Raw genomic sequence first — 22,109 nt, 5'->3', positions numbered from 1 at the left:
GCGGCCCGGCCCGGCACAATGAACGGGATGAACGCGATCCTCAACGTGATCTGGCTGGTGCTGTGCGGAATCTGGATGGCGATCGGCTACCTGCTGGCCGGCATCGTCTGCTGCATCCTGATCATCACCATCCCGTTCGGGCTGGCTTCCTTCCGGATCGCGAACTACGCGCTCTGGCCGTTCGGCCGCACCCTGATCGCCCGGCGCGACGCCGGTGCGCCCTCGGTGATCGGCAACCTGATCTGGGTCATCGTGGCCGGGATCTGGCTGGCGATCGGGCATGTCATCACCGGCGTCGCACTGTGCATCACGATCATCGGGATCCCGCTCGGCCTTGCCAATTTCAAGATGATCCCGGTGTCGCTGGTTCCGCTTGGCAAGGAGATCGTGGCTACCGGACGCTGAGCGGTTCCTCGGTCAGCAGCACGCCCGGGGTGACCTGGGTGGAGAAGCCGTTGGCGAAGTTGCGCTCCACCTCGGCCGCCTCGGCGGCGTTCGGCTTCGGGTTCTTGCAGCTGGTGCCCGCGCTGGCACCGGACATCAGGTCCTCGCACAGGCCGGTGCGCCGGTCCGGCAGGCCGAAGATGTGGCCAAGCTCGTGCGCCGCGATCCGGATCGTGTCGTGCCCTTCGTTGACCGCCTGACGGCCCATCCAGATGGTGCCGGCGCCGAGGCCGCGCGGCTGCGCCCGTGGCCAGCCGTTGTCGGCGACGATGGTCACCGTGGACGGGCTGCCCTTGACCAGCTTCACGTTCTTGACGGTGTCGTTCCAGACTTTCGCGCCGGCGTCCACCGCGTCCTTGAACTCGGCCGCGCCGTTCGAGTTGTAGTAGACGGTCCGGACCTGGATGTGGGCGTCCTGCGCGGAAGCGGCCGGGCCGGCCACCAGCAGGGCGAGCAGAAAGGCGAACACCGCGAGCAGCGTCCGCCGGGTTTTGGCGAGCACGTCGAACTCCTTGGATCGGCGACGGTTTGCAGCTCGCAAGCTAGTGTCGGAAGGCGCCCGCCCGTGGCGGCCGTTTTCAACAACAGGCACGGCACCGCAGGTGAACGGGCACCGGCTGTTAATAACGCACTACGAAAGTAGGCGGTTCAGTCCTCCGGCTCCCACGGCAGCGGGACCACCAGGCAGGGCCCGCCGACGAACAGTCCGCCGTCCACGCCGAGCGCCTTGCCGCCCGCGTAGAGATAAGGCCCCTCGATCTGCATCGGGTGGATGCCGAGCTGGTCGGCGATCACGCTGTGCCCGTGCACGATCCGCTCGCCGCCGAGCTGGTCCATCAGCCGCTGCGCCATCTCCGGCCCGTCCGGGCCGCGGAAGGCGTACCGGGTGGTCATCCGGCGCCAGACGTCCCACCATTCGGCGAGGTCGTTGCCGGCCAGCACTTCGCCGAGGTTCTCGTTGATCTCCTCGATCGTGCCGCCCCAGTCCAAGTACTCCATGGTGTCCGAGTGCATCAGCAGGTGCTCGCCGGCCAGCGCGAGCGCGGGCCGGGTGCTCAGCCATTCGACGTGCTCGTCGGTCAGGCCCTCCTGGTCCGCTGGCATCCCGCCGTTGATCTCCCAGCTGCGCGCGAAGCTGCGCGGGCCGAAGTCCGAGGGCACCTCGGTGTCACCGAAGTGGTACATGCCGAGCAGCAGGATCTCGTGGTTGCCGAGCAGCGTGCTCACCGAGCCGCCGTCGGCGTTCGCCTGCTCCTGCAGCCGCATCACCAGATCGATCACGCCGACCCCGTCCGGACCCCGGTCCACGAAGTCGCCGAGGAACCACAGCGTCGTCTCGCCGCCGGACCAGTCACCGGAGTCGTCGATCAGCCCCTGCGCGCGCAGGGCGTCGGTCAGCCCCTCCAGGTGGCCGTGCACGTCACCCACCACATACGCGGTGACGTCCGGCTGCTGATCGTCGCTCACCCCCACGACGATAAGCCCTCGCTTCCTGATCGATCAGGTCAACCCGCGAACGGATCCTTGGTGTGCCCGATCAGGTCCGCGATCGAGTCGATGACCCTGGTCGGCCGGTACGGGTAGAGCTCGGCGGACTCCCTGGTGGAAATGCCGGTGAGCACCAGGATGGTCTGCAACCCGGCTTCGATCCCGGAGTGCACGTCGGTGTCCATCCGGTCGCCGATCATCAGCGTGCTCTCCGAATGCGTGCCCATCGACCGCAGCGCCGAGCGCATCATCAGCGGGTTCGGCTTGCCGACGTAGTAGGGCTGGCGGCCGGTGGCGCGCTCGATCAGCGCCGCGATCGAACCGGTGGCCGGCAGCGAGCCCTCCAGGCTCGGGCCGGTGGCGTCCGGGTTGGTGGCGATGAACTTCGCGCCGGCCTCGATCAGCCGGATCGCCTTGGTGATCGCGGTGAAGCTGTAGGTGCGGGTCTCCCCGAGCACCACGTAGTCCGGCTCGCGGTCGGTGAGCACGTAGCCGGCCTCGTGCAGCGCGGTGGTCAGGCCGGCCTCGCCGATCACGAAGGCGGAGCCGTTCGGACGCTGGCTGGCGAGGAACTTCGCGGTGGCCATCGCGGAGGTCCAGATCGACTTCTCCGGCACGTCCAGCCCGGTGCGCTCCAGCCTGGCCCGCAGGTCGCGCGGGGTGTAGATCGAGTTGTTCGTGAGCACCAGGAAGTTGATCTCGTTGGCCCGCAGCTCGGCCAGGAACTCGTCGGCACCGGGCACCAGGTGCTCCTCGTGCACCAGCACCCCGTCCATGTCCGTCAGGTACGTCCAGCGGTCCGTCTGCTCGCTCATGCCCGCCAGCCTATGCGGGAGACGCGGGATGCACAGCGACCGTGGTGGCCTTGATCGACAGCCGGACCCGGCTGCCCGGTTCCAGGCCAAGCTCGGCCACCGCCTCCGGGGTGAGGTCCGCGCTCAGCCCCGCGGCCCAGCCGCCGGTCACCCGCAGCCGGATCACCGGCCCGTGCGGTTCGGCGGACTCGACGGTGGCCGCCACCGTGTTGCGCGGGCTGCCGGGATGCTCGCCGTCGGCCGGGTACACCGCGACCGCGCTTGGCGCGAACACGGCGACCGCCGGCTCGCCCGGCAGCACGTCCGCGGCCGGCATCCCGGCGATCTGGCCGCCGTCCGCGGTGCGCAGCCCGTCCGCCGTCGCGGTGCCGGCGACCAGGTTCAGCCCGGCGATCCTGGCGGTGAACGCGGTCCTCGGGGCGGACAGCACCTCCCTGGTCGGGCCGCGCTCGACGATCCGGCCGCCGGCCAGCACCAGCACGTGGTCGGCGAGCGCCAGCGCGTCCAGCGGGTCGTGCGTGACCAGCACCGTGCACCGCGCGGACGGCTTGCGCAGCACCCGGCGCAGCAGCCCGCGCACGGCCGGCGCGGCGTCCACGTCCAGCGCGGCGAGCGGCTCGTCGAGCAGCAGCAGCTCCGGCTCGCCGGCCAGTGCCCGCGCCACCGCCACCCGCTGCGCCTGGCCACCGGAGAGCCGGCCTGGCCGCCGCCCGGCGAGCTGCCCGGCGTCCACCTCGGCCAGCCAGCCCCTGGCGAGTTCCCTGGATTTCGCCTTGCCTTCGCCGCTGGACCTCGGCGCGAAGGCCACGTTGTCCAGCGCGGACAGATGCGGGAAGAGCAGCGGGTCCTGGGCGAGCAGGCCGACCCCGCGCCGGTACGCGGGCAGCCCGGCCAGCGACCGCCCGTTCAGCGTGATGGCGGCCCGGTCCGGGCGCACCAGCCCGGCAAGGCAGCCGAGCAGGGTGGACTTGCCGGAGCCGTTCGGGCCGAGCACCGCGAGCACCCCGCCGCCGGGCACCTCGAACTCGACGTCCAGCCCGAAGCCGCCCCGGCTCAGCGCCAGTTCCGCGTGCAGGGTCATCGGACGCCCTCCAGCGCCCGCGGCCGCGCCACCGCGATCACCAGCACCGCGACCACGATCAGCAGCAGCGCCAACGCCACCGCACTGTCCACATCGGACTCTGCCTGGGTGTACACCTCGAGCGGCAGCGTTCTGGTCACGCCCTCCAGGCTGCCCGCGAAGGTGATGGTCGCGCCGAACTCGCCGAGCGCCCTGGCGAAGCTCAGCACCACCCCGGAACCGAGCGCGGGCAGCAGCAGCGGCACGGTGACCCGGCGGAACACCGTCCACGGCCGGGCGCCGAGGGTAGCCGCGACCTGCTCGTAGCGGTCACCGGCGCCGCGCAGCGCGCCCTCCAGGCTGACCACCAGGAACGGCATCGCGACGAAGGTCTGCGCGATCACCACCGCGGCGGTGCTGAACGGGATCTGCACCCCCGCGGTGACGTCGAGCAGGTAGCCGAGGAAGCCCTTCCGGCCGAGCAGGTAGAGCAGCGCCAGCCCGCCGACCACCGGCGGCAGCACCAGCGGCAGCAGCACCACGGCGCGCAGCAGCCTGATCCCGCGCACCGCGGACCTGGCCAGCACCACCGCCAGCGGCACACCGAGCAGCACGCAGGCCGCCGTGGACATCGCCGCGGTGGTCAGCGACAGCTCGAGCGCGTGCAGCGACGCCGGTGCCGTGATCAGCTCCGGGACGCGGGTCAGGTCCGTCCGCACCAGCAGCCCGGCCACCGGCAGCACCACCAGCGCCAGCGCCACCCCGGCCGGAATCCACAACACCCACGGCAGCCCTGCTCGTGAGTGGAAAGTGTTGCTCCGGGAACGTTTTCCACTCACGAGGTCAGGGGGCGCCAAATCCCACCTTGGCCAGCTCTTCCCGGCCGGCGGCGCCGAGCACGAACTCGGTGAACCGCCTGGCGAGGTCGGCCTCGGGCGCGTCCCGCACGGTGACGATCGGATAGGTGTTGACCGCGCCGGCCGCCTCCGGGAAGTCCACCCGGTCCACCTTGCCCGGCGCCGAGCTCGCGTCGGTGACGTAGACCAGTCCGGCGTCCGCCTCCCCGGCGATCACCTTGGTCAGCACCGCCTTGACGTCGGACTCCTCGCTCTTCGGCTTCAGCGCGACACCGCTGTTCTGCTCCACCTTGTCCGTGGCCGCGCCGCACGGCACCTGCGGCGCGCAGGCCACGACCGTCAGCTCCGGCATGGCCAGATCGGCGAAACCCTTGATGGCCTTCGGGTTCCCCGGCGCGACCGCGATCGCCAGCCGGTTGGTGGCGAACGCGGCGGGCTGCCCCGCGGCCCGATCCGCCTTGACCACCTTGTCCATATTGTTCTGGTCGGCGGAAGCGAACACATCCGCCTTCGCGCCCTCGTTGATCTGCTGGGCCAGCTTGGACGAGCCGTCGAAGCTGAGCTTGACGTCCACTCCGGAGTTCTCGGCCTCGAAACGCTTCTCCAGCGCGCCGAAGGACTCGGTGAGCGACGCGGCGGCGAACACGGTGAGCGTCTTCGCCTGACCACCACTGGCTCCCGAGCCGCAGCCCGCGACGGCCAGCGCGACGGCGGACAACGCCGCCACCGCCTTGAGCCGCCGGGTCCTCTTCCTTGTCAACACGTGTGTTCTCACCGGGTTCCCTCCGGGGTTTCCACCACGACCGTGGTGGCCTTCACGACGGCGACCGCGAGCACGCCGGGCCGCAAGCCGAGCTCGCGGACCGCCTCGCTGCTCATCAGCGACACCACCCGGTGCGGCCCGCACTGCAGCTCGACCTGCGCCATCACCTTGTCCGTGACCACCTCGGTGACCAGCCCGACGAAACGGTTGCGGGCCGAGCGGCCGACGCCGGAGGGGTCGTTCTGGCCGGTGGCCTGCGCACGGGCGAACGCGGCCAGCTGCGCGCCGTCCACCACCTTGCGCCCGGAGGCGTCCTCACCGGCGGTCAGCTGACCGGCGCGAACCCAGCGGCGGACCGTGTCGTCACTGACGCCGAGCAGCTGAGCGGCCTCGGATAACCGAAATTGCGGCATGACGGAAACATTAATGCCGCAGCTGCGGATCTGTCATCCGGCTACTCGGCCGGTGACCGCAGAATTTCCGCGCGCATGCTCTCCAGCATCTCTTTCTGATACCGCTCGAGCACGGTGCGTTCGGCCGGGGTGAACTTCGCCAGCACCGCGGCGATCGCCGCCTCCCTTGCCGCCGACCGGCTGGCCAGCTGGATCCGGTCGCGCACCAGTATCTCCACCAGCACCCGCCGCCGGTCGCGGGGATCCCGTGCCCGGCGGACGAAACCGGCGCGTTCCAGCCGGTCGATCACCCCGGTCACGGCGCCGGTGGACAACCCGGTCAGCCGCGCGATCCGGCCCGCGGTGAGCGGCCCCTCGTCGCCGCAGGCCAGCTCCAGCGCCTGCAGGTCGGTGCCGCTGAGGCCGAGCCGTTCGGCGAGCACGGCCTGCCGGAACACGGTCAGCGTGGTCTGTTCGTGCGCGAAGGCGAGGAAACGGGCCAGCTCGCCGGACGGCACCGAGAACCCAGCAGACAACGGGATCCTTCCGACAATCGCGCGCGGCGGTTTTAATGACTCCCTATTAGATATACCGCGTACGAGCTTGACGGTGCTCAGCGGAGATAAGCTGGTGGTAATGACTGCGGTAAATCTCGGCCTTCCCCACGTCCCTAGCGTTTCCAGCCCCGGTTCGGCCCCGCGCCCGGACAACCCCGCGCTGATCGACACGTTCGGCCGGGTGGCCACCGACCTCCGGGTCTCCCTCACCGACAAGTGCAACCTGCGCTGCACCTACTGCATGCCGGCCGAGGGGCTGGACTGGATGCCGGGGCGGGAGATCCTCAGCGACGAGGAGATGCTCCGGCTGCTGCGGATCTCGGTGGAACGCCTCGGCGTCACCGACATCCGGCTGACCGGCGGCGAGCCGATGCTCCGCCCCGGGCTGGAAGGCCTGATCGGCGAGGTCGCCGCACTGCGGCCGAGGCCGCGGCTGTCCATGACCACCAACGGAATCGGGCTGGCCAAACGGGCCGCCGGGTTGGCCGCGGCCGGACTGGACCGGATCAACGTCTCGCTGGACACCGTGGACGCGGAGATCTTCCAGCGGATCACCCGCCGCGACCGGCTCTCCCATGTGCTCGCCGGGCTGGCCGCGGCCGCCGACGCCGGACTGGCGCCGGTGAAGGTGAACGCGGTGCTGCTGCGCGGGATCAACGAGTCCGAAGCCGTGCCACTGCTCAGGTTCTGCCTCGAGCACGACTACCACCTGCGGTTCATCGAGCAGATGCCGCTGGACGCCCAGCACGGCTGGAACCGCGGGGAGATGGTCACCGCGGCCGAGATCCTGGACCTGCTGCGCGCCGAGTTCACCCTGAGCCCGAGCCCGGACGCCCGCGGCGGTGCGCCCGCCGAGCGCTGGCTGGTCGACGGCGGCCCCGGCGACGTCGGCGTGATCGCCTCGGTCACCAGGCCGTTCTGCTCGGCCTGCGAACGCACCCGGCTCACCGCGGACGGCGCGATCCGCTCCTGCCTGTTCAGCAACGACGAGACCGACCTACGCGCGCTCGTGCGCGCGGGCGCGCGCGATGAAGAGGTGGCGGACGCCTGGCGCGCGACCATGTGGGGCAAGCTGGCCGGGCACGAGATCAACGAGGCCGGCTTCGCGCAGCCGATCCGGCCGATGAGCGCGATCGGAGGCTGAGCGGTGACGACTTCCGTGCGGCAGCACGCGACCACGGTGCAGGTGCGGTACTTCGCGTCCGCGCGTGCGGCGACCGGGATGGACAGCGAGGTGCTCACCCTGCCGGCCGGCTCCTCGGTCGCCGAAGCGGTCCTCGAGCTGCGCGGCCTGCACGCCGGCGCGCTGTCCAAGGTGCTGGACGCGGCCAGTTTCCTGCTGGACGGGGTCGCGGTGCGGGACACGTCGATCCAGCTGCCGGACGGCGCCGAGCTCGACGTGCTGCCGCCCTTCGCCGGCGGCTGAGAGTTCCCTTGTTCGTGACCGGCCCGCGATGACCTGTTCACGTGCTGGTCGCCATCGCAACGTTGGCTACCCGCCATGACCGCACCCGGCCGCCTGCTGACCGTTCTGCTCACCGGGCTGGCGGCGCTCGGGCTGGTCACCGCCCCGGCGGGCGCCGCCCCGGCACACCAGGTCCGTCCCCTCGCGCAGGCGCACGCGCACAACGACTACGAGCACCCGCGCCCGCTGCTCGACGCCCTGGACGCCGGTTTCACCAGCGTCGAAGCCGATATTTACGCCGAAAGCGGACAACTTCTGGTCGGCCACGACCCGGACGACCTGACCCCGGACCGCACCCTCGAGCGGCTGTACCTGGAGCCGCTGCGGCAGCGGGTGCTGGCCAACCACGGCCACGTCTATCCCCGACGGGCGCCGTTCCAGCTGCTGGTGGACGTCAAGAGCGCAGCGGATCCGGCGTACGCGGCGCTGGAGCGGCGGCTCCGGAACCCCCGGTTCTCCTTCCTGTTCACCTCGTACGACGCGGGCCGAGTGCGCCAGGGGGCGGTGACCGTGGTGCTGTCCGGCAATCGCCCGAAGGACGTCCTGCTCGCCCAGCGGTCCAGGCTGGCCTTCTACGACGGCCGGATCGCCGACCCGGCCGACCTCGGCCCCGGCTCGGACGCGCGCGTGACGCCGCTCGTCTCGGACAACTGGACCAAGCTGTTCAGCTGGACCGGTACCGGCGAATTCCCGTCCGCCGAGCGGACACGCCTGCACGAACTGGTCCGCGTCGCGCACCGGGCCGGCCAGCGGGTGCGCTTCTGGGCGACCCCGGACACGCCGGGCCCGGCCCGCACCGCGGTCTGGCAAGAACTGGCCACCGCCGGAGTTGACCATCTAAATACGGATGACCTCGCGGGACTGGCGGCATTTCTGGGAACGCGCTAGATTCCGCCGCCCCGCACACACCAAACGGCCCATTGCTTCCGAATCGACGTGATCCAAGCCTCACGATCAGTGAAATATCTCGGCCAGGCTACGGCCAGATAACGGCCAGCTGACCTGCGAAAACGGCATCATCGATTGAGGTTGCGTCATGTTACTGTGACGTAGGTCACAGCCTGAATAATTTCCGATCACGCTCGTCGTTACGTACCGTCGCTTCTCGGTTGGCCCCGACCGACCAGCAAGACCGGGATTCCGTAGCGCCAAGCCCTGTCCGGCGGAATCCCGGACCCGATACCCCGAGCGAAAGAAAACTTCCGGACAGGGACGGAGGGGGACTAGGTCCGCGGCTAGATGCGGGGACCGAGTCAGCCGGTCAAGACGACCGGCCGGACCATTCAGGTCTGCCCACGAGCAAGGCCGTAGGCGCGGGAGCCGAGACAGATCCGAAATGTCTTACCGTGGCAAGCACCGCAAGATGTCCGCTGCGTCCAAGAACATCGCCCGCGTCGCGATCGCGGGCCTGGCAGTGGGCGCCCCTCTCGCCATCGCCGCGACCCCCGCGCAGGCTGCTGGCACCGACTGGGACGCCATCGCGAAGTGCGAGAGCGGCGGCAACTGGAGCACCAACACCGGAAACGGCTACGCCGGCGGCCTGCAGTTCTCGCCGAGCACCTGGAAGGCCTACGGCGGCCAGGGCAGCGCGCACAACGCCTCGCGTGACGAGCAGATCGCCGTCGCCGAGCGCGTGAAGGCGGGCCAGGGCATCGGCGCATGGCCGGTGTGCGGCAAGAAGGCCGGTTCCGCCGGCTCGTCTGCCAAGAGCAAGGCTCCGGCCAAGTCTCAGCAGAAGAAGAGCACCCCGAAGAAGTCGACCGAGTCGGCCCCGAAGAAGCAGCAGGCCCCGGCCCCGTCCGGTGTTGCTTCGTCGAACCCGAACGGTGACTACACCGTGGTCGCGGGCGACACGCTGAGCAAGATCGCCGGCGCGCACAACGTGCAGGGTGGCTTCGCCAAGCTCAAGGAGCTGAACTCCCAGTACATCCCCGACGCCGACTTCATCGTCGTCGGGCAGAAGATCGCCACCAAGTGACTCTCATCCCCTGAGTCACCGGGCTGATCGTCCGAAAACAGCGCAGGGCCCCACCGCATTTCCCCCGGGCGGTGGGGCCCTGTGCTGTCTCCGGTGAACTGCTCGCCCCGGCTAGTCGTGCTCAGATGGCCGCAGAGCCCTTCTCACCCCTCCGCTGGCCCCAGAGAACCGACCCCGGCCGGTTAACGCGCGTACAAGCCGACTCAGCCCTTCCGGCGAGACGATCCGTCTCGTAGTGCGGTTCAGGGGGAGTTGACCCACTCGTCGGAGCCGTCGGCGAAGTGCTGGTGCTTCCAGACCGGCAGCCGCGCCTTGACCTCGTCCACCAGCTCGGCGCAGGTGGCGAAGGCTTCGCCGCGGTGGTCGGCGGCCACCGCGCAGGCCAGCGCCACGTCCCCGATCTCCAGCGCGCCGAGCCGGTGGCTCACCGCGATCGCCCGCACCGCGGCGCGCCGGCCCGCAACCTCGGCGACCACCCTGGCCAGCACGTCGGATGCACTCGGGTGGCCTTCGTAGTAGAGCGTGCGCACCGACTTGCCGCCGTCGTGATCTCGCACCACACCGCCGAAGGTGACGACCGCGCCCGCCGAGGAATCGGCCACCAGCTCGCCGTGCTCCTCCACCGACAGCGGGGTCTCGGTCACCTGGGCCAGCGCGATCCGCGGCGGAGCGGCCTGGCTCGGCGCTGCCGCGGTGACCGGCTCCGGCGCGGGGCGCGGATGGTCGGCACCGTGCAGCTGGTCCACCGCGTGGTCGAGAATGCCCTCCAGCACGCCGAGTCCGTCCCGCACGCCGCCGCGGGAACCCGGCAGGTTCACCACCAGCGTCCGCCCGGCGACCCCGGCCACGCCCCTGGACAGCACCGCGGTGGGCACCGACGGCAGCCCGGCCGAGCGGATCGCGTCCGCCACCCCCGGCAGCTGGTAGTCCAGCAGCGGGCCGGTGAACTCCGGGGTCCGGTCGGTGGGTGAGATCCCGGTGCCGCCGGTGGTGATCACCACCCGCACCTCGTCGTCCAGGCAGTCGCGCAGGGCCTTGCCGACCGGCTCGCCGTCGGGGACCACGAGCGGCTCCGGCACGTCGTAACCGCGCTCGGCGAGCCATTTCGCGATGATCGGGCCGGTGCGGTCCGCGTAGACACCGGCGGCCGCGCGGTTCGACGCCACGATCACCCTTGCCGTGCGCTTCATGGTCGCTCCCAGATACCGGCCTTGCCGCCGGTCTTGCGTTCCAGCCGGACGCCGTCCAGCGTGGCGGCCGGGTCGACGGCCTTGATCATGTCGTGCAGGGTGAGCCCGGCGACCGCGACGGCGGTCAGCGCCTCCATCTCCACGCCGGTGCGGTCCGTGGTGCGCGCGGTCGCGATGATCCGCACCTCGGCCTCGCCCAGCTCGAACTCCACCTTGACCGAGGACAACGCGATCTGGTGGCACAGCGGGATCAGCTCGGGCACCCGCTTCGCGCCCATGATGCCGGCGATCCGCGCGGTGGCGAGCGCGTCGCCCTTGGGCAGGTCGTCCGCGGCCAGCAGGCCGAGGACCTCGGCGGTGGTGCGGACGACCCCGCCGGCCACCGCGGTGCGATCGGTGGCCGTCTTCGCGGAGACGTCGACCATGCGAGCCGCGCCGGAGGGATCGAGGTGGCTCAGTTCACTCACGCCCCGACCCTACTGCCGGATCAGGAAGGGACGTTGGCGAGGCGTTCGCGCTGGGCGGCGAGCTTGACCGCCTCGGCGACCGCGGGGGACACCGCGCTGTCGAACACGCTGGGCACGATGAAGGACGCGTTCAGCCGGTCGTCAGCCACCACGTCCGCGATCGCGTTGGCCGCGGCCAGCAGCATCTCGTCGTCGATGTGCCGCGCCTGCGCGTCCAGCAGGCCGCGGAACACGCCGGGGAAGGCCAGCACGTTGTTGATCTGGTTCGGGTAGTCGCTGCGGCCGGTGGCGACCACGGCCGCGTGCCGCTGCGCCTCCATCGGGTCCACCTCGGGGTCCGGGTTGGCCAGCGCGAACACCACCGCGTCGGAGTTCATGGTGGCGACCTGCTCGGCACCGAACAGGTTCGGCGCGGAAACCCCGATGAACACGTCGGCCCCGCGCAGCGCGTCGTGCAGGGTGCCGGACACGTTGTCCTTGTTGGTGCGCTCCGCGATCGAACGCAGGTTGTCGTCCAGGCCGGCGCGGCCGGTGTGCACCACGCCGTCGATGTCCGCGGCCACGATGTCGCCGGGGTTCTTGCGCAGCAGCAGCCGGATGATCGCGGAGCCGGCCGCACCGACCCCGCTGACCACGATCTTGCAGTTCTCGATCGGCTTGCCGACCACCCGCAGCGCGTTGCGCAGCGCGGCGACCACCACGATCGCGGTGCCGTGCTGGTCGTCGTGGAAGACCGGGATGTCCAGCGCCTCGCGCAGCCTGGCCTCGATCTCGAAGCAGCGCGGCGCGGCGATGTCCTCCAGGTTGATCCCGGCGTAGACCGGCGCCAGCGCCTTGACCGTGCGGATGATCTCCTCGGTGTCCTGGGTGTCCAGGCAGACCGGCCAGGCGTCCACGTCGCCGAACCGCTTGAACAGCGCCGCCTTGCCCTCCATCACCGGCAGCGCGGCGGACGGGCCGATGTTGCCGAGTCCGAGCACGGCCGAGCCGTCGGTGACCACGGCGACCGTGTTGCGCTTGATGGTCAGCCGCCTGGCGTCCTCGGGGTTGGCCGCGATGGCCTGGCAGACGCGGGCGACGCCGGGGGTGTACGCGCGGGAGAGATCGTCCCGGTTCCGCAGCGCGACCTTGGGCGTGACCTCGATCTTGCCGCCGAGGTGGATCAGGAAGGTGCGGTCGGAAACCTTGCGGACCCGCACCCCTGGCAGGGAATCGAGCTCCCGGCGGATGTCTTCGGCGTGGTCGGCCGAGAGCACGTTGGCGCTGATGTCCACCACGATCGCGTCGGCGTGCGACTCGACAACGTCGAACGCGGTGAGCACCCCGCCGACCCGGCCGACGGCCGTGGTGAGGTCACCCGCGGCGCTGGCCGAAGGTGGCGCTTCCACCCGGACGGTGATCGAATAACCGGGACCGGGAACCGGCATGGCGTTACCCCCGCTACGGAGCTGGATCGATGACTGATCAGACCCTAGACCCGTGACCGGGGGCACCCTCGAGCTGGCGGTTTACCCGTGAGTAACTGCCTCAGTCGAGGTTGATCTGAGTCTCCGGGTGCACGTAGGGCACCGAGTCGAGCGGGAACGTCACCTCACCGAACGGGGACAGCGCGCCCTGCCGGTCGGCCGCGAGCTCCGAAACCGGGTGTCCGTCGCTACCGGCGTGCGGCCAGTTCGGGTCGACCCCGTTCTTCGCCTTGCCGTTTTCGCCCTTCGCCACGTCGTCCTCCCAGAAAGGTTCGGCCGTTCACGCACAGTGTGCCCGAGCGGGGGCAAGACCTGTCACCCGCCCGCACTATCGCACGAACACCATCATCTCCTGTTGTGTCCCGCAGGACCAGGCAACCAGGGCTGCGCGAGTATCGGCCGCCGCGTCCTCCTGTGTTCTGCGGGACACCCGCACCCGGTCGGACCCGGCAGCCAGGGCTGCGCGAGTATCGGCCGCCGCGTCCTCCTAGTCTGAACCTCACTATGGCCGCGACCTCACTTGCGGACTGGCTGCGTTCCGCGTCCGACGACGCACTGGCCGCGCTGCTGCGCACCAGGCGCGATCTGGCGACGCCTCCGCCCGCCGACACCGGTGTGCTGGCCACCAGGGCCGGCACCCCGGGCTCGGTTACGCGCGCCTGTGAGGACCTGGACACCTACACCCTTTCCGTGCTGGACGCGCTGCTGCTGGCCGGCGGCGACACCGGGCCGGTCACGCTGGCGGCGGTCACCGAACTGGCCGGCACCGACGTCCGCGCCGCGGTGGACCGGCTGCGCGGGCGCGCGGTGGTCTGGGGCGAGGACGACGCCCTGCACGTCGTACCGGCGGCGAGAGAGGTGAGCGGCCCGCATCCGGCCGGGCTCGGTGCCGCCGCGCCCGAACTGGACGGGATGGACCTCGACGCGATGCTGGCCGAGCTCGGCGACGGCGAGCGGGCCGCGCTGAACACGCTGGTCGCCGGGCCGCCGATCGGCCGCACCCGCGACGCCGCGGTACCGGTTCCGCTGGAGCGGGCGACCACCCCGGTGCAGCGGCTGCTGGCCCGCGGCCTGCTGGTGCGCCGGGACGACAGCACGGTCGAGCTGCCGCGGCAGGTCGCCATCGCGGCCCGCGGCGGGCGGGTCTTCGGCCCGAACGCGCTGACCGAACCCCTGCTGGAGTCCCACCCGCATCAAGTGTCCACAGTGGACCAGGCCGCGGCTGGCGAGGCGATGGAGTTCCTGCGCCAGCTCGAGTCGCTGCTCACCGCCTGGTCGGCGCAGCCGCCGCCGGTACTGAAGTCGGGCGGCCTCGGCGTCCGGGAGCTGCGCAAGCTGGCCAAGGATCTCGAAGTGGACGACGTCAGGGCGACCCTGCTGGCCGAGCTGGCGGTGGCCGCCGGCCTGGTCGCGGACAGCCAGGCGAGCAGTCCGGAGTGGGTGCCGACCACGCTCACCGACTCCTGGCTCGCGTCGGCGTCCGCGCAACGCTGGATCACGCTGGCCCAGGCTTGGCTGGAGCTGCCGAGGCTGCCCGGTCTCGCCGGACACCGGGACGCCAAGGACAAGCCGATGGCACCGCTTTCCGAGGAGCTGCGCCGCCCGTTGGCGCCGGCCGGCCGACGCCGGGTGCTGGACGCGCTGGCCGAGCTGCCCGCCGGAGCCGGGGTGAAGAGCGCCGAGGAACTGGTCACCGTGCTGGCCTGGCGCGCCCCGCGCCGGGGCGGCCGGCTGCGCGACGAGACGGTGCGCTGGTCGATGGCGGAGGCCGCCGCGCTCGGCGTGGTCGCGCTCGGCGCGCTGACCACCGCGACCGGCGCACTGCTCGCCGGCGACCGTTCCGGCGCGCTGGCCGCGATGATCGACGCGCTGCCGAAGCCGATCGACCACGTGCTGGTGCAGGCCGATCTGACGGTGGTCGCGCCCGGCCCGCTGGAGCCGGAGCTGGCCGCCGAGATCATCGCCGTGGCCGACGTCGAATCCGCCGGGCACGCGACCGTCTACCGGGTGACCGAATCCTCGGTGCGGCGGGCGCTGGACGCCGGGCGCACCGCGGGCGAGCTGCAGGAGCTGTTCAGCACCAGGTCGGCGACCCCGGTACCGCAGTCGCTGAGCTACCTGATCGACGACGTGGCGCGCCGGCACGGGAAGCTGCGCGGTGGCGCGGCGGGCTCCTTCCTGCGCTGCGACGATGAGGCGCTGCTGGCCGAGGTGCTGGCCAGCCCGGTCGCCGCCGAGTACGAGCTGCGCAAGATCGCGCCGACGGTGCTGGTCAGCCCGCTGTCACTGGCCGAGGTGGTGGACGGGCTGCGCGCCGCCGGTTTCGCGCCGGCCGCGGAGGGCCCGGACGGCCGGGTGCTCGACCTGCGGCCCAGCGGCAGGCGGATCCCGGCGAGGCCGCGCAACACCAGGCGGGTGGCCACCGAGCCGGGCGGCACCAACCCGGACCAGCTGGCCGCGGTGATCGCGCACCTGCGGGCCGGGGACAAGGCGGCCGGGAAACGACGCGGCGCTGAGGTCCGGCTTTCCCGGGGCGGCGGCCCGGACACCTCCGCGACGCTGGCCCTGCTCGCGAAGGCGACCAGGGAGCAGCGCGAGGTGTGGATCGGGTTCGTCGACTCGCGCGGTACCGCCACCCAGCGGGTGGTCACCCCGGTCCGGGTCGGCGGCGGGGTGCTGGAGGGCAGCGACTCCGAGCGCTACCCGCTGCACCGGATCACCTCCGCCGCCCTCGTCGAGGACTGAGCGGCAAATAGCCGGCTTTTTGCCCTTTGGCGGGAAGGTCAGAGGGCGCGGAGGCCTTCGAGGACGCGTTCCATGAACTCGCGCGAGGAGCGGTCGCCGAACATCAGCCCCGACTGGTGGATCAACACCAGCCCCAGCTCGGCCATGTCGCCGACGATCACCTTCACCACGCCGAGCGGCAATTGCAGGTGCGCGGCGATCTCGGCGACCGAGTGCGTGTCCACGCACAGGTCGCAGATGATCCGGTGCTCGGCGGACACCGCGCCCTGGTACCGGCGGCCCTGCTCGCTGGTGGACACCAGCGCCTCGATGGCGAGCTCGTGCTCCGGCCTGGTGCGGCCGCCGGTCCTGGCGTACGGGCGGACCATCGACCGCTGGTAGGCCCGTTCCAGCACCGGCCTGGTTTCGAGGACGTCTTTCGCGCGCCGGAGCTCGAAGGTGCCGATCGGGTCCGGCCGGTGCGCGCGTTCACGTGGCGTCCGCATCACCGGCTACCCACGTACGCCGCCCTGGAGCTGCGCGCGCAGCTCCGGGGTGAGCTGCTGGCCCACCCGATCCACCAGCATGGTCATCTCGTAGGCCACGGTGCCGATGTCGCAGTTCGGCGCGGCCAGCACGGCGAGGCAGGAGCCGTCGCTGATCGACATCAGGAACAGGTAGCCCCGCTCCATCTCCACCACGGTCTGGTTCACCGCACCGGCCTCGAAGCACCGCGCCGCGCCGAAGGTCAGGCTGACCAGTCCCGACGAGACCGCGGAGAGCTGGTCCGCGCGGTCCTTCGGCAGCCCTTCCGAACCGGCCAGCAGCAGGCCGTCGGCGGACACGACCACGGCATGCGCGGCGCCGGGAACCCGGCGCACGAAATCGGTGATTAGCCAGCCGAAGCTCCCCGACTGCTGTGCCGACGCTGTCACTAACCCCTCCTCATACGCTGCCGTCCCGGACGGCGTCGCGACACCGTCCCACCGCACCGCGGACGTCGATCGCAAGCGTATTCGTCCGGTCGACCCTGTCGAGCCCTCGGCACGGGGGGCTTGGCATACCGAACGTGTGCACTTGAGCGCGGGCCGCGACAGCACGTGCAGGCGCATGAGAGAGGAACCGGCGGAAAGCTCGCCGGAAAACGTTATAAAGAAATACATCTTCGCAGCTCAAGGGCTACGAGATGAGTCCGATTGAGGGGTTCTTGGTGCGGCCGCCCTGGGGACCTGATCAACAGCGAGTCACCATCGACCCCTAGTTGTCCCCGAACCGGGTGATTACTGCCTAGTTCACCCCAACGGCCGCATCCAAACGGAGGCGACTACCCCGGTTGCATCGCCGAGTCACGGGAAATGGCGTGCTGGACGACCGAAATCAGCACCTGTTTGGCCGATTCGCGCTGCCGGGCGTCACAGGCCATGATCGGCACCGACGGCGAGATCGTGAGGGCGTGCCGCACGTCGTCGATCTGGTGGTGCAGGAGCCGGTCGAAGCAGTTGATCGCCACCACGTAGGGCAGCCGCCGGTTCTCGAAGAAGTCGATGGACGCGAACGCGTCGGACAGCCGTCTGGTGTCCACCAGCACGACCGCACCGATCGCACCGAGCGCCAGGTCGTCCCACATGAACCAGAACCGGTGCTGTCCCGGCGTGCCGAAGACGTAGAGCACCAGGTCCGAGTCCAGCGAGATCCGGCCGAAGTCCATCGCCACCGTGGTGGTCGTCTTGTTCGGCGTCGCGGACACGTCGTCGACCGAAACGCTGGCCTCGGTCATCGATGCCTCGGTGGTCAGCGGATCGATCTCCGATACCGCCCCGACCAACGTGGTCTTTCCAGCTCCGAACCCACCGGCGACAACGATCTTGGCCGACGAAGTCGGTCCGGCCGCCGCCGACGTGTTCGCGTCGGAGTCAAATTCTCCGAAGCCCACTGAGCACCCTTTCCATGAACTCGATACTCGGCCGGTCGCCCACCGCGGAGCTCGCGGAGTGCACCAGGACCAGGCCCAGACCTGCAACATCACCGATCAACACACGCACCACACCGAGCGGCAGCCGCAGGTACGCCGCCACCTCGGCCACCGACCTGGTGTCCAGGCACAGGTCGCAGATGGACCGGTGCTCGGGTACCCGGACCCGGTCCAGCACCCGGCCACGCTCGCTGGTCGAGATCAACGCCTCGATCGCGAGGTCGTAGCTCGGCCGGGTCCGGCCCTTGGTCCGGAAGTACGGCCGAACCAGCCCGGACCCTTCCTCCGGCTCGTCGGCCGACTGCACCGGCAGTCCCGGCACCGACGGCAGGTCACCGGTGTCCGGCGGCGAACCACCGAACGCGGTGAAGTCCCGCGGAGTCTCCGGGTACTCGGTACGACGTCCACCGAAGAGCTCGGCGCCAGGACCGCTGAGCAGCCGGTCCCGGAAGTCCTCCACGCTGTACTCGGCCGGGCCGGGGATCTCACCCGGATCCGAGCCGAGCCAGCTGCCTTCGGCCGCCTCCGCCCGCTGCTCGCCGCTGGAGCGGCGTGAACGCCACTCGCGGTCGACGCGGTCCCGGAAGGCCGCCCAGTCCTCGCCGTCGGCCGCGTTGTCCGAATGACTCGGCCAACGCGCGCCCGCGGCGTCGTCATCGCCGAGCCGGCCGTCACCCCTCGCACGCCCCGCGTCCACGCCAGTCCCTCCGAACCCGACGCGCGCCTAGGGGCGCGCGGCTCCTTGCAGCTGTGCGCGCATCTCCGGCGTCAGCTGCTGGCCGACCCGGTCCACCAGCAGCGTCATCTCGTAAACCACGAGACCGATGTCGCTGTCCGGTGAGCCGAGCACGGCGAGACAGGAACCGTCGGAAACCGACATCAGGAACATGAAGCCGTTGGCCATCTCGACCACGGTCTGCGCGACCGCACCGCCTTCGAAGACCTTCGCCGCACCCCGCGCCAGGCTGGTCAGCCCGGAGGCCACCGCCGCCAGCTGGTCCGCCCTGTCCTTGGGCAGCCCGCGCGACGACGCCAGCAACAGCCCATCCGCCGAGACCACAACGGCATGTGCCGCGCCAGGGACGCGATGCACGAAATCCGTGATCAGCCACGCGAAACTGCCCGGCTGACCTTGTTGCTGCCTGGCGCCTCCCGGCTGAACTGCGTCCGCCCGAGTCACTCCTCGCTCCTCACTGCGTTTCCATGTACTCCCGCACGGGAGTCTTCCACCGCTGTGTCTGGTCCGGACGGCTGTTCCCCGCCCCACACCGAAACGCTGTCTCCCGACTGAGTCTCGGCCGGGCCTTCCTGGAGTGCGTGCCGGCCGGTGGTGTAGCCACGCTGGAAGCTCACCATCCGACTGCGCGCGGCCGTCGCCGACCTGGCGATGGCCCCTTGCCCCGGGGTGCCGACCGTGGTGTCACGGAAGGCATCGGTCTCACCCGTGTTGACCGAACCCGGTACCAAGTATGCGTTGGGCACCCGCTTGGGCAGACCGGCCGGGGTGATCTCCTCGTCCTTGGTCTCCAGCAGGGACTGCGCCGCCTGCCAACCGCTGTCGGACGCACTGCGCCAGCTGTCGGCCACGACCGGCCCTCCGAGCTCCTCTTCGGTGCCGACTTCCTGCTGCTCCGGCGACACCACCGGCTCCTCGGCCGCTGCCGGTTCGACCGCCGCCTGCTCGGGTGCGGCCTCGGCCGCGTCCTCCTCGCTGAACCAGCGGGACAGCACCGACTGGTAGATCGGCAGCCGCTTGGTCGGCACGTCGTCGTCCAGCGCGCTCGGCTCGCCGGCTGGCGGCTGCGCGGCCTTCGGCTCCTCGGCGGCAACCGGCACGTAGCGCGGTTCCCGCTTCGGCAGGGCCAGCGAGAACTGGGTGTCGCTGCTGTCCCCGCCGGCAGGCGCGGCGGGCGCCGCCGGTGGGCCGTTGCCGTTCCCGTTGCTGTTGTGCACCAAGGTGTCGTCGAAGGTGGCACCGGGCTGACGCGGCGACAGGAACGGGCCCGCGGCACTGGACGAGCCGCTGACCAGGTCGTCCAGGCTGATCGGTTCGTCCAGCGGAACCAGCCCGCCCACCTCGGTCGGCTGCTCGCGGGACGGCGGCGGGCCGGCCGGTGGCGGCTGCTGCGGTTGCGGCTGCTGCGGTTGTTGCTGCGGCGGCGGGGCCGAGGACGCCGGCGGAACGGGCGGCAGGCTGGGCAGCGACGGGCTCGAGGTCTCGTTCCGGCTCGGTGGCCGCGGGTTCATCTCCGCGCTCACCGGGACCAGCAGGTCTGCCGGGACCACCACCCTGGCGATCACCCCGCCCTCGATGTCCTCGTTCTCCCGCAGCCGGACCTCGATGCCGTGCCGCTGGGCCAGCCGGGCGACCACGTACAGGCCCATCCGCCTCGTCACCGCGACGTCCAGGTCGGGCGGGTCGGCCAGCCGCCGGTTCGCCTCCTGGATCTGATCGTCGGACATGCCGACACCGCGGTCGGTGATCTGGATGGCCAGCGCGCGTTTCCTGGTGACCACCGCGCGCACGCTCACCTTGGTCTCCGGCTCGGAGAAGTAGGTGGCGTTGTCCAGCAACTCGGCCAGTACGTGCACGAGGTCGTGCAGGGTCAGGCCGCGCACCGCGACCTCCGGGATCACGCCGACCTCGACCCTGGCGTACTGCTCGATCTCGGACACCGCGGCGCCGATCACGTCCGCCGACGGCACCGGCTTGGGCACCGACTTCGCCAGGCCAGCGCCGGAGAGCACGAGCAGGCTCTCACCGTTGCGCCGCAACCGGGTGGCCAGGTGGTCCAGCTCGAACAGGCTGGCCAGATGGTCCGGGTCCTGCTCGTCGGCCTCCAGCCGGTCGATCACGCCGAGCTGGCGTTCCACCAGCCGCTGCGAACGGCGGGACAGGTTCACGAAGATCCCGTTGACGTTCTCCCGCAGCATGGCCTGTTCGGCGGCCAGCCGGACGGCCTGGGTGTTGACCACGTCGAACGCCCGCGCCACCTCACCGATCTCCTCGGTGGTGTGCACCGGCACCGGGTCGATCGCGGTCTTCGCCGCGGCCGCCGGGTCGGATTCGTGCATGATCCGGTCCACCGCGGCCGGCAGGTGCACGTCCGCCACCTGGAGCGCGCTGCTGCGCAGGGTGCGCAGCGGGCGCAGCAGCGAGCGGGCGACGAAGTACATCAGCACCAGCGCCAGCAGCAGCACGCCGAGAATGATCGCCGAGGTGATCAGCAGGTTCTGCCGCTCGGAGCTGACCAGCGCGGAGGTGTAGCTGCCCGCATCGTCCAGCAGCCGCTTCTCCACCTGGGCGAACAGGTCCAGGGTGACCAGCGAGGACTCCGCCACCGCGTCCGGCGAGATGCTCACCGGCAGCGGCTCCGGCGCCTGCGCCCGCAGCAGCGCCAGCGTCTGGAGCGTGAACCGCTGCTGGACCTTCTCGCCGGAGATCGTGTTCGAGTAGTCCAGCTGCGCCTGCGGGGTGGCCACCGCGTTGAACCGGTCGATGGTGGCCAGCAGGTTCGACTGGGCGGTGGTGATGTTCTTCAGCTCGGCCGGGTCGAAGGCGTTCTTGATCGCCGCGTTGCGCAGGTAGGAGTTCTGCTGGGCGGAGAACTCCTTGCCATCCGCGAGGAAGGTCAGCGCCTCGTGCCGGGCTTGCAGCCCCTTGTCCGTTACGTCCGCACCGAACTCCTCGGAGACCCGCAGCAGGGCGCTGATCACGCCCGCGTAGGACTCCTGCGCGGCCAGCGGCGGGAAGGTCGAGTCGGCGGCGGAGACGCGCAGCTGGGCAAGACCGTCCAGCCGGGCGATGCTCTGCTGGTACTTGCTGGTGGTCACGTCGTCGCCGATGTCCGCGACGTCGCCGGAGGCGTTGCGGACGGTGTCCGCGGCGGACTGCGCGGCCCGCACGGCCTCGTCCAGTACGCCGCGATCGCCCGGCCTGCCGGCGGCGATCCAGGCCGCCATCGCCTCACGTTCGGCCTGCAGCCCGTTCACCGCGACGGCGATCTTCTCGCTCAGCTCGATGCGCTGCGCGGCGCGCTGGTAGACGGCGGTGTTGGCGAACCCGTCATAGACTCGCAGTCCAGCCAGGAACAGCGCGGCAACGGTCGGGAGCAGGAACACCGCGATGAGCTTCTTGCTCAGCCGCCAGTTGGCCAGGCCTCGGGCGCGATGAGAGTCCGGTCCGGCGCCGGTACTTCTCGGCGGCCCACCGATCGAGCCTGCTCGTTCGGCCGCGTCGCCAGTTGCGTCTTGGCTGACACGAGAATCCATCGAGGACACCGCCTTGCGACCGCGCTCCCCGCTCGTGAGCTGGGGCACCGAAGACTTCCTTCCCAGGTTGGAGGTCAGCAGTTCGTCTCATCAGGTTCCCACGGTACGAGAGCTTGGCGAGCGGGGCTCCGTATCGGCGGGGCGAACCGACACGACCTCAGACGCTGACGTGAATGGTTGACATGGGTCACCCGATTGG

Annotated in this window: 24 protein-coding genes; 6 read left to right on the top strand and 18 right to left on the bottom strand. The window is 70.8% G+C overall.

Annotated elements, in window-relative coordinates; translation table 11 throughout:
• The first annotated feature begins 27 nt into the window (after positions 1-27).
• A complete protein-coding gene (locus tag AMYNI_RS0120750; protein ID WP_020669969.1) occupies positions 28-405 on the top strand; it encodes a YccF domain-containing protein in 378 nt (125 codons plus the stop codon).
• Here AMYNI_RS0120750 and AMYNI_RS0120745 read toward each other — a convergent pair.
• The 8 genes from AMYNI_RS0120745 to AMYNI_RS0120710 all read right to left on the bottom strand — a co-directional run bounded on the left by AMYNI_RS0120745 (position 392) and on the right by AMYNI_RS0120710 (position 6,355).
• Positions 392-946 (bottom strand): snapalysin family zinc-dependent metalloprotease, encoded by a 555-nt coding sequence (locus AMYNI_RS0120745; RefSeq protein ID WP_020669968.1) that lies wholly within the window; start codon positions 944-946, stop codon positions 392-394. The genes AMYNI_RS0120750 and AMYNI_RS0120745 overlap by 14 nt on opposite strands.
• A 146-nt stretch (positions 947-1,092) precedes the next feature.
• Entirely contained in the window at positions 1,093-1,911 is an 819-nt protein-coding gene (locus AMYNI_RS0120740) for a metallophosphoesterase (RefSeq protein ID WP_020669967.1), read from the bottom strand.
• A gap of 38 nt (positions 1,912-1,949) precedes the next feature.
• The gene (locus AMYNI_RS0120735) at positions 1,950-2,747 is read right to left on the bottom strand and encodes an HAD-IIA family hydrolase (RefSeq protein WP_020669966.1); all 798 of its coding nucleotides are present in this window, start codon (positions 2,745-2,747) and stop codon (positions 1,950-1,952) included.
• Positions 2,748-2,757: 10 nt separating this feature from the next.
• Positions 2,758-3,828, bottom strand: coding sequence for a sulfate/molybdate ABC transporter ATP-binding protein (locus AMYNI_RS0120730; RefSeq protein WP_020669965.1), 1,071 nt, complete (start codon positions 3,826-3,828; stop codon positions 2,758-2,760).
• The gene (locus AMYNI_RS0120725) at positions 3,825-4,598 is read right to left on the bottom strand and encodes an ABC transporter permease (RefSeq protein ID WP_026360709.1); all 774 of its coding nucleotides are present in this window, start codon (positions 4,596-4,598) and stop codon (positions 3,825-3,827) included. The genes AMYNI_RS0120730 and AMYNI_RS0120725 overlap by 4 nt, the downstream gene beginning before the upstream one ends.
• A 52-nt stretch (positions 4,599-4,650) precedes the next feature.
• Entirely contained in the window at positions 4,651-5,424 is a 774-nt protein-coding gene (gene modA / locus AMYNI_RS0120720) for a molybdate ABC transporter substrate-binding protein (RefSeq protein WP_040407122.1), read from the bottom strand.
• An 11-nt stretch (positions 5,425-5,435) separates the two neighbouring features.
• Entirely contained in the window at positions 5,436-5,840 is a 405-nt protein-coding gene (locus AMYNI_RS0120715) for a TOBE domain-containing protein (RefSeq protein ID WP_020669962.1), read from the bottom strand.
• A 41-nt stretch (positions 5,841-5,881) separates the two neighbouring features.
• A complete protein-coding gene (locus tag AMYNI_RS0120710) occupies positions 5,882-6,355 on the bottom strand; it encodes a MarR family transcriptional regulator (protein ID WP_157357422.1) in 474 nt (157 codons plus the stop codon).
• Between the two features lie 100 nt (positions 6,356-6,455).
• On the opposite strand from AMYNI_RS0120710, the gene moaA reads away from it, so the two are divergent.
• From moaA to AMYNI_RS0120690, 4 genes are all read left to right on the top strand, one after another.
• Positions 6,456-7,520, top strand: a complete 1,065-nt coding sequence (moaA, locus tag AMYNI_RS0120705) for a GTP 3',8-cyclase MoaA (RefSeq protein WP_040405847.1) — start codon at positions 6,456-6,458, stop codon at positions 7,518-7,520.
• 3 nt (positions 7,521-7,523) lie between these two features.
• Positions 7,524-7,802 (top strand): MoaD/ThiS family protein, encoded by a 279-nt coding sequence (locus AMYNI_RS0120700; protein WP_020669959.1) that lies wholly within the window; start codon positions 7,524-7,526, stop codon positions 7,800-7,802.
• A gap of 75 nt (positions 7,803-7,877) precedes the next feature.
• The gene (locus tag AMYNI_RS0120695) at positions 7,878-8,729 is read left to right on the top strand and encodes a phosphatidylinositol-specific phospholipase C/glycerophosphodiester phosphodiesterase family protein (protein WP_020669958.1); all 852 of its coding nucleotides are present in this window, start codon (positions 7,878-7,880) and stop codon (positions 8,727-8,729) included.
• Between the two features lie 448 nt (positions 8,730-9,177).
• Positions 9,178-9,819 carry a LysM peptidoglycan-binding domain-containing protein gene (locus tag AMYNI_RS0120690; protein ID WP_020669957.1) on the top strand — a complete coding sequence of 214 codons (642 nt, stop codon included), beginning with the start codon at positions 9,178-9,180 and terminating at the stop codon, positions 9,817-9,819.
• 242 nt (positions 9,820-10,061) lie between these two features.
• Here AMYNI_RS0120690 and AMYNI_RS0120685 read toward each other — a convergent pair whose 3' ends face one another.
• The 4 genes from AMYNI_RS0120685 to AMYNI_RS0120670 all read right to left on the bottom strand — a co-directional run bounded on the left by AMYNI_RS0120685 (position 10,062) and on the right by AMYNI_RS0120670 (position 13,195).
• Positions 10,062-11,009 carry a molybdenum cofactor biosynthesis protein MoaE gene (locus AMYNI_RS0120685; RefSeq protein ID WP_020669956.1) on the bottom strand — a complete coding sequence of 316 codons (948 nt, stop codon included), beginning with the start codon at positions 11,007-11,009 and terminating at the stop codon, positions 10,062-10,064.
• Positions 11,006-11,476, bottom strand: a complete 471-nt coding sequence (moaC, locus tag AMYNI_RS0120680) for a cyclic pyranopterin monophosphate synthase MoaC (protein ID WP_026360707.1) — start codon at positions 11,474-11,476, stop codon at positions 11,006-11,008. The genes AMYNI_RS0120685 and moaC overlap by 4 nt, the downstream gene beginning before the upstream one ends.
• Positions 11,477-11,496: 20 nt before the next feature.
• A complete protein-coding gene (locus tag AMYNI_RS0120675) occupies positions 11,497-12,903 on the bottom strand; it encodes an NAD-dependent malic enzyme (protein WP_020669954.1) in 1,407 nt (468 codons plus the stop codon).
• Positions 12,904-13,003: 100 nt separating this feature from the next.
• Positions 13,004-13,195 carry a hypothetical protein gene (locus AMYNI_RS0120670; RefSeq protein ID WP_020669953.1) on the bottom strand — a complete coding sequence of 64 codons (192 nt, stop codon included), beginning with the start codon at positions 13,193-13,195 and terminating at the stop codon, positions 13,004-13,006.
• Positions 13,196-13,446: 251 nt separating this feature from the next.
• On the opposite strand from AMYNI_RS0120670, the gene AMYNI_RS0120665 reads away from it, so the two are divergent.
• Complete coding sequence (locus AMYNI_RS0120665; protein WP_020669952.1) at positions 13,447-15,687, top strand: helicase-associated domain-containing protein; 2,241 nt, start codon at positions 13,447-13,449, stop codon at positions 15,685-15,687.
• 38 nt (positions 15,688-15,725) lie between these two features.
• On the opposite strand, the gene AMYNI_RS44960 is transcribed toward AMYNI_RS0120665, so the two are convergent.
• From AMYNI_RS44960 to AMYNI_RS44955, 6 genes are all read right to left on the bottom strand, one after another.
• On the bottom strand, positions 15,726-16,172 hold the full coding sequence (locus AMYNI_RS44960; protein WP_020669951.1) for a DUF742 domain-containing protein: 447 nt from the start codon (positions 16,170-16,172) through the stop codon (positions 15,726-15,728).
• Positions 16,173-16,178: 6 nt separating this feature from the next.
• Positions 16,179-16,601 carry a roadblock/LC7 domain-containing protein gene (locus AMYNI_RS0120655; protein WP_020669950.1) on the bottom strand — a complete coding sequence of 141 codons (423 nt, stop codon included), beginning with the start codon at positions 16,599-16,601 and terminating at the stop codon, positions 16,179-16,181.
• 389 nt (positions 16,602-16,990) lie between these two features.
• Positions 16,991-17,599, bottom strand: a complete 609-nt coding sequence (locus AMYNI_RS0120650; protein WP_020669949.1) for a GTP-binding protein — start codon at positions 17,597-17,599, stop codon at positions 16,991-16,993.
• Positions 17,580-18,335 carry a DUF742 domain-containing protein gene (locus tag AMYNI_RS0120645; protein WP_020669948.1) on the bottom strand — a complete coding sequence of 252 codons (756 nt, stop codon included), beginning with the start codon at positions 18,333-18,335 and terminating at the stop codon, positions 17,580-17,582. The genes AMYNI_RS0120650 and AMYNI_RS0120645 overlap by 20 nt, the downstream gene beginning before the upstream one ends.
• Positions 18,336-18,362: 27 nt before the next feature.
• Positions 18,363-18,818, bottom strand: coding sequence for a roadblock/LC7 domain-containing protein (locus tag AMYNI_RS0120640; RefSeq protein WP_026360706.1), 456 nt, complete (start codon positions 18,816-18,818; stop codon positions 18,363-18,365).
• Positions 18,815-21,910, bottom strand: coding sequence for a sensor histidine kinase (locus AMYNI_RS44955; protein WP_084628694.1), 3,096 nt, complete (start codon positions 21,908-21,910; stop codon positions 18,815-18,817). The genes AMYNI_RS0120640 and AMYNI_RS44955 overlap by 4 nt, the downstream gene beginning before the upstream one ends.
• Positions 21,911-22,109 lie beyond the last annotated feature (199 nt).

Origin of the sequence: Amycolatopsis nigrescens CSC17Ta-90, assembly GCF_000384315.1 — a bacterium.
GTDB classification, from domain to species: domain Bacteria; phylum Actinomycetota; class Actinomycetes; order Mycobacteriales; family Pseudonocardiaceae; genus Amycolatopsis; species Amycolatopsis nigrescens.
This window is presented reverse-complemented; position numbering and strand designations above follow the sequence as displayed.

Coding starts and splice junctions, on each gene's coding strand:
- AMYNI_RS0120750 (WP_020669969.1), top strand. CDS start 28: ATGAACGCGATCCTCAACGTGATCTGGCTGGTGCTGTGCGGAATCTGG.
- AMYNI_RS0120735 (WP_020669966.1), bottom strand. CDS start 2,747: ATGAGCGAGCAGACGGACCGCTGGACGTACCTGACGGACATGGACGGG.
- AMYNI_RS0120730 (WP_020669965.1), bottom strand. CDS start 3,828: ATGACCCTGCACGCGGAACTGGCGCTGAGCCGGGGCGGCTTCGGGCTG.
- AMYNI_RS0120715 (WP_020669962.1), bottom strand. CDS start 5,840: ATGCCGCAATTTCGGTTATCCGAGGCCGCTCAGCTGCTCGGCGTCAGT.
- moaA (WP_040405847.1), top strand. CDS start 6,456: ATGACTGCGGTAAATCTCGGCCTTCCCCACGTCCCTAGCGTTTCCAGC.
- AMYNI_RS0120695 (WP_020669958.1), top strand. CDS start 7,878: ATGACCGCACCCGGCCGCCTGCTGACCGTTCTGCTCACCGGGCTGGCG.
- AMYNI_RS0120690 (WP_020669957.1), top strand. CDS start 9,178: ATGTCTTACCGTGGCAAGCACCGCAAGATGTCCGCTGCGTCCAAGAAC.
- AMYNI_RS0120685 (WP_020669956.1), bottom strand. CDS start 11,009: ATGAAGCGCACGGCAAGGGTGATCGTGGCGTCGAACCGCGCGGCCGCC.
- AMYNI_RS0120675 (WP_020669954.1), bottom strand. CDS start 12,903: ATGCCGGTTCCCGGTCCCGGTTATTCGATCACCGTCCGGGTGGAAGCG.
- AMYNI_RS0120665 (WP_020669952.1), top strand. CDS start 13,447: ATGGCCGCGACCTCACTTGCGGACTGGCTGCGTTCCGCGTCCGACGAC.
- AMYNI_RS44960 (WP_020669951.1), bottom strand. CDS start 16,172: ATGCGGACGCCACGTGAACGCGCGCACCGGCCGGACCCGATCGGCACC.
- AMYNI_RS44955 (WP_084628694.1), bottom strand. CDS start 21,910: ATGGATTCTCGTGTCAGCCAAGACGCAACTGGCGACGCGGCCGAACGA.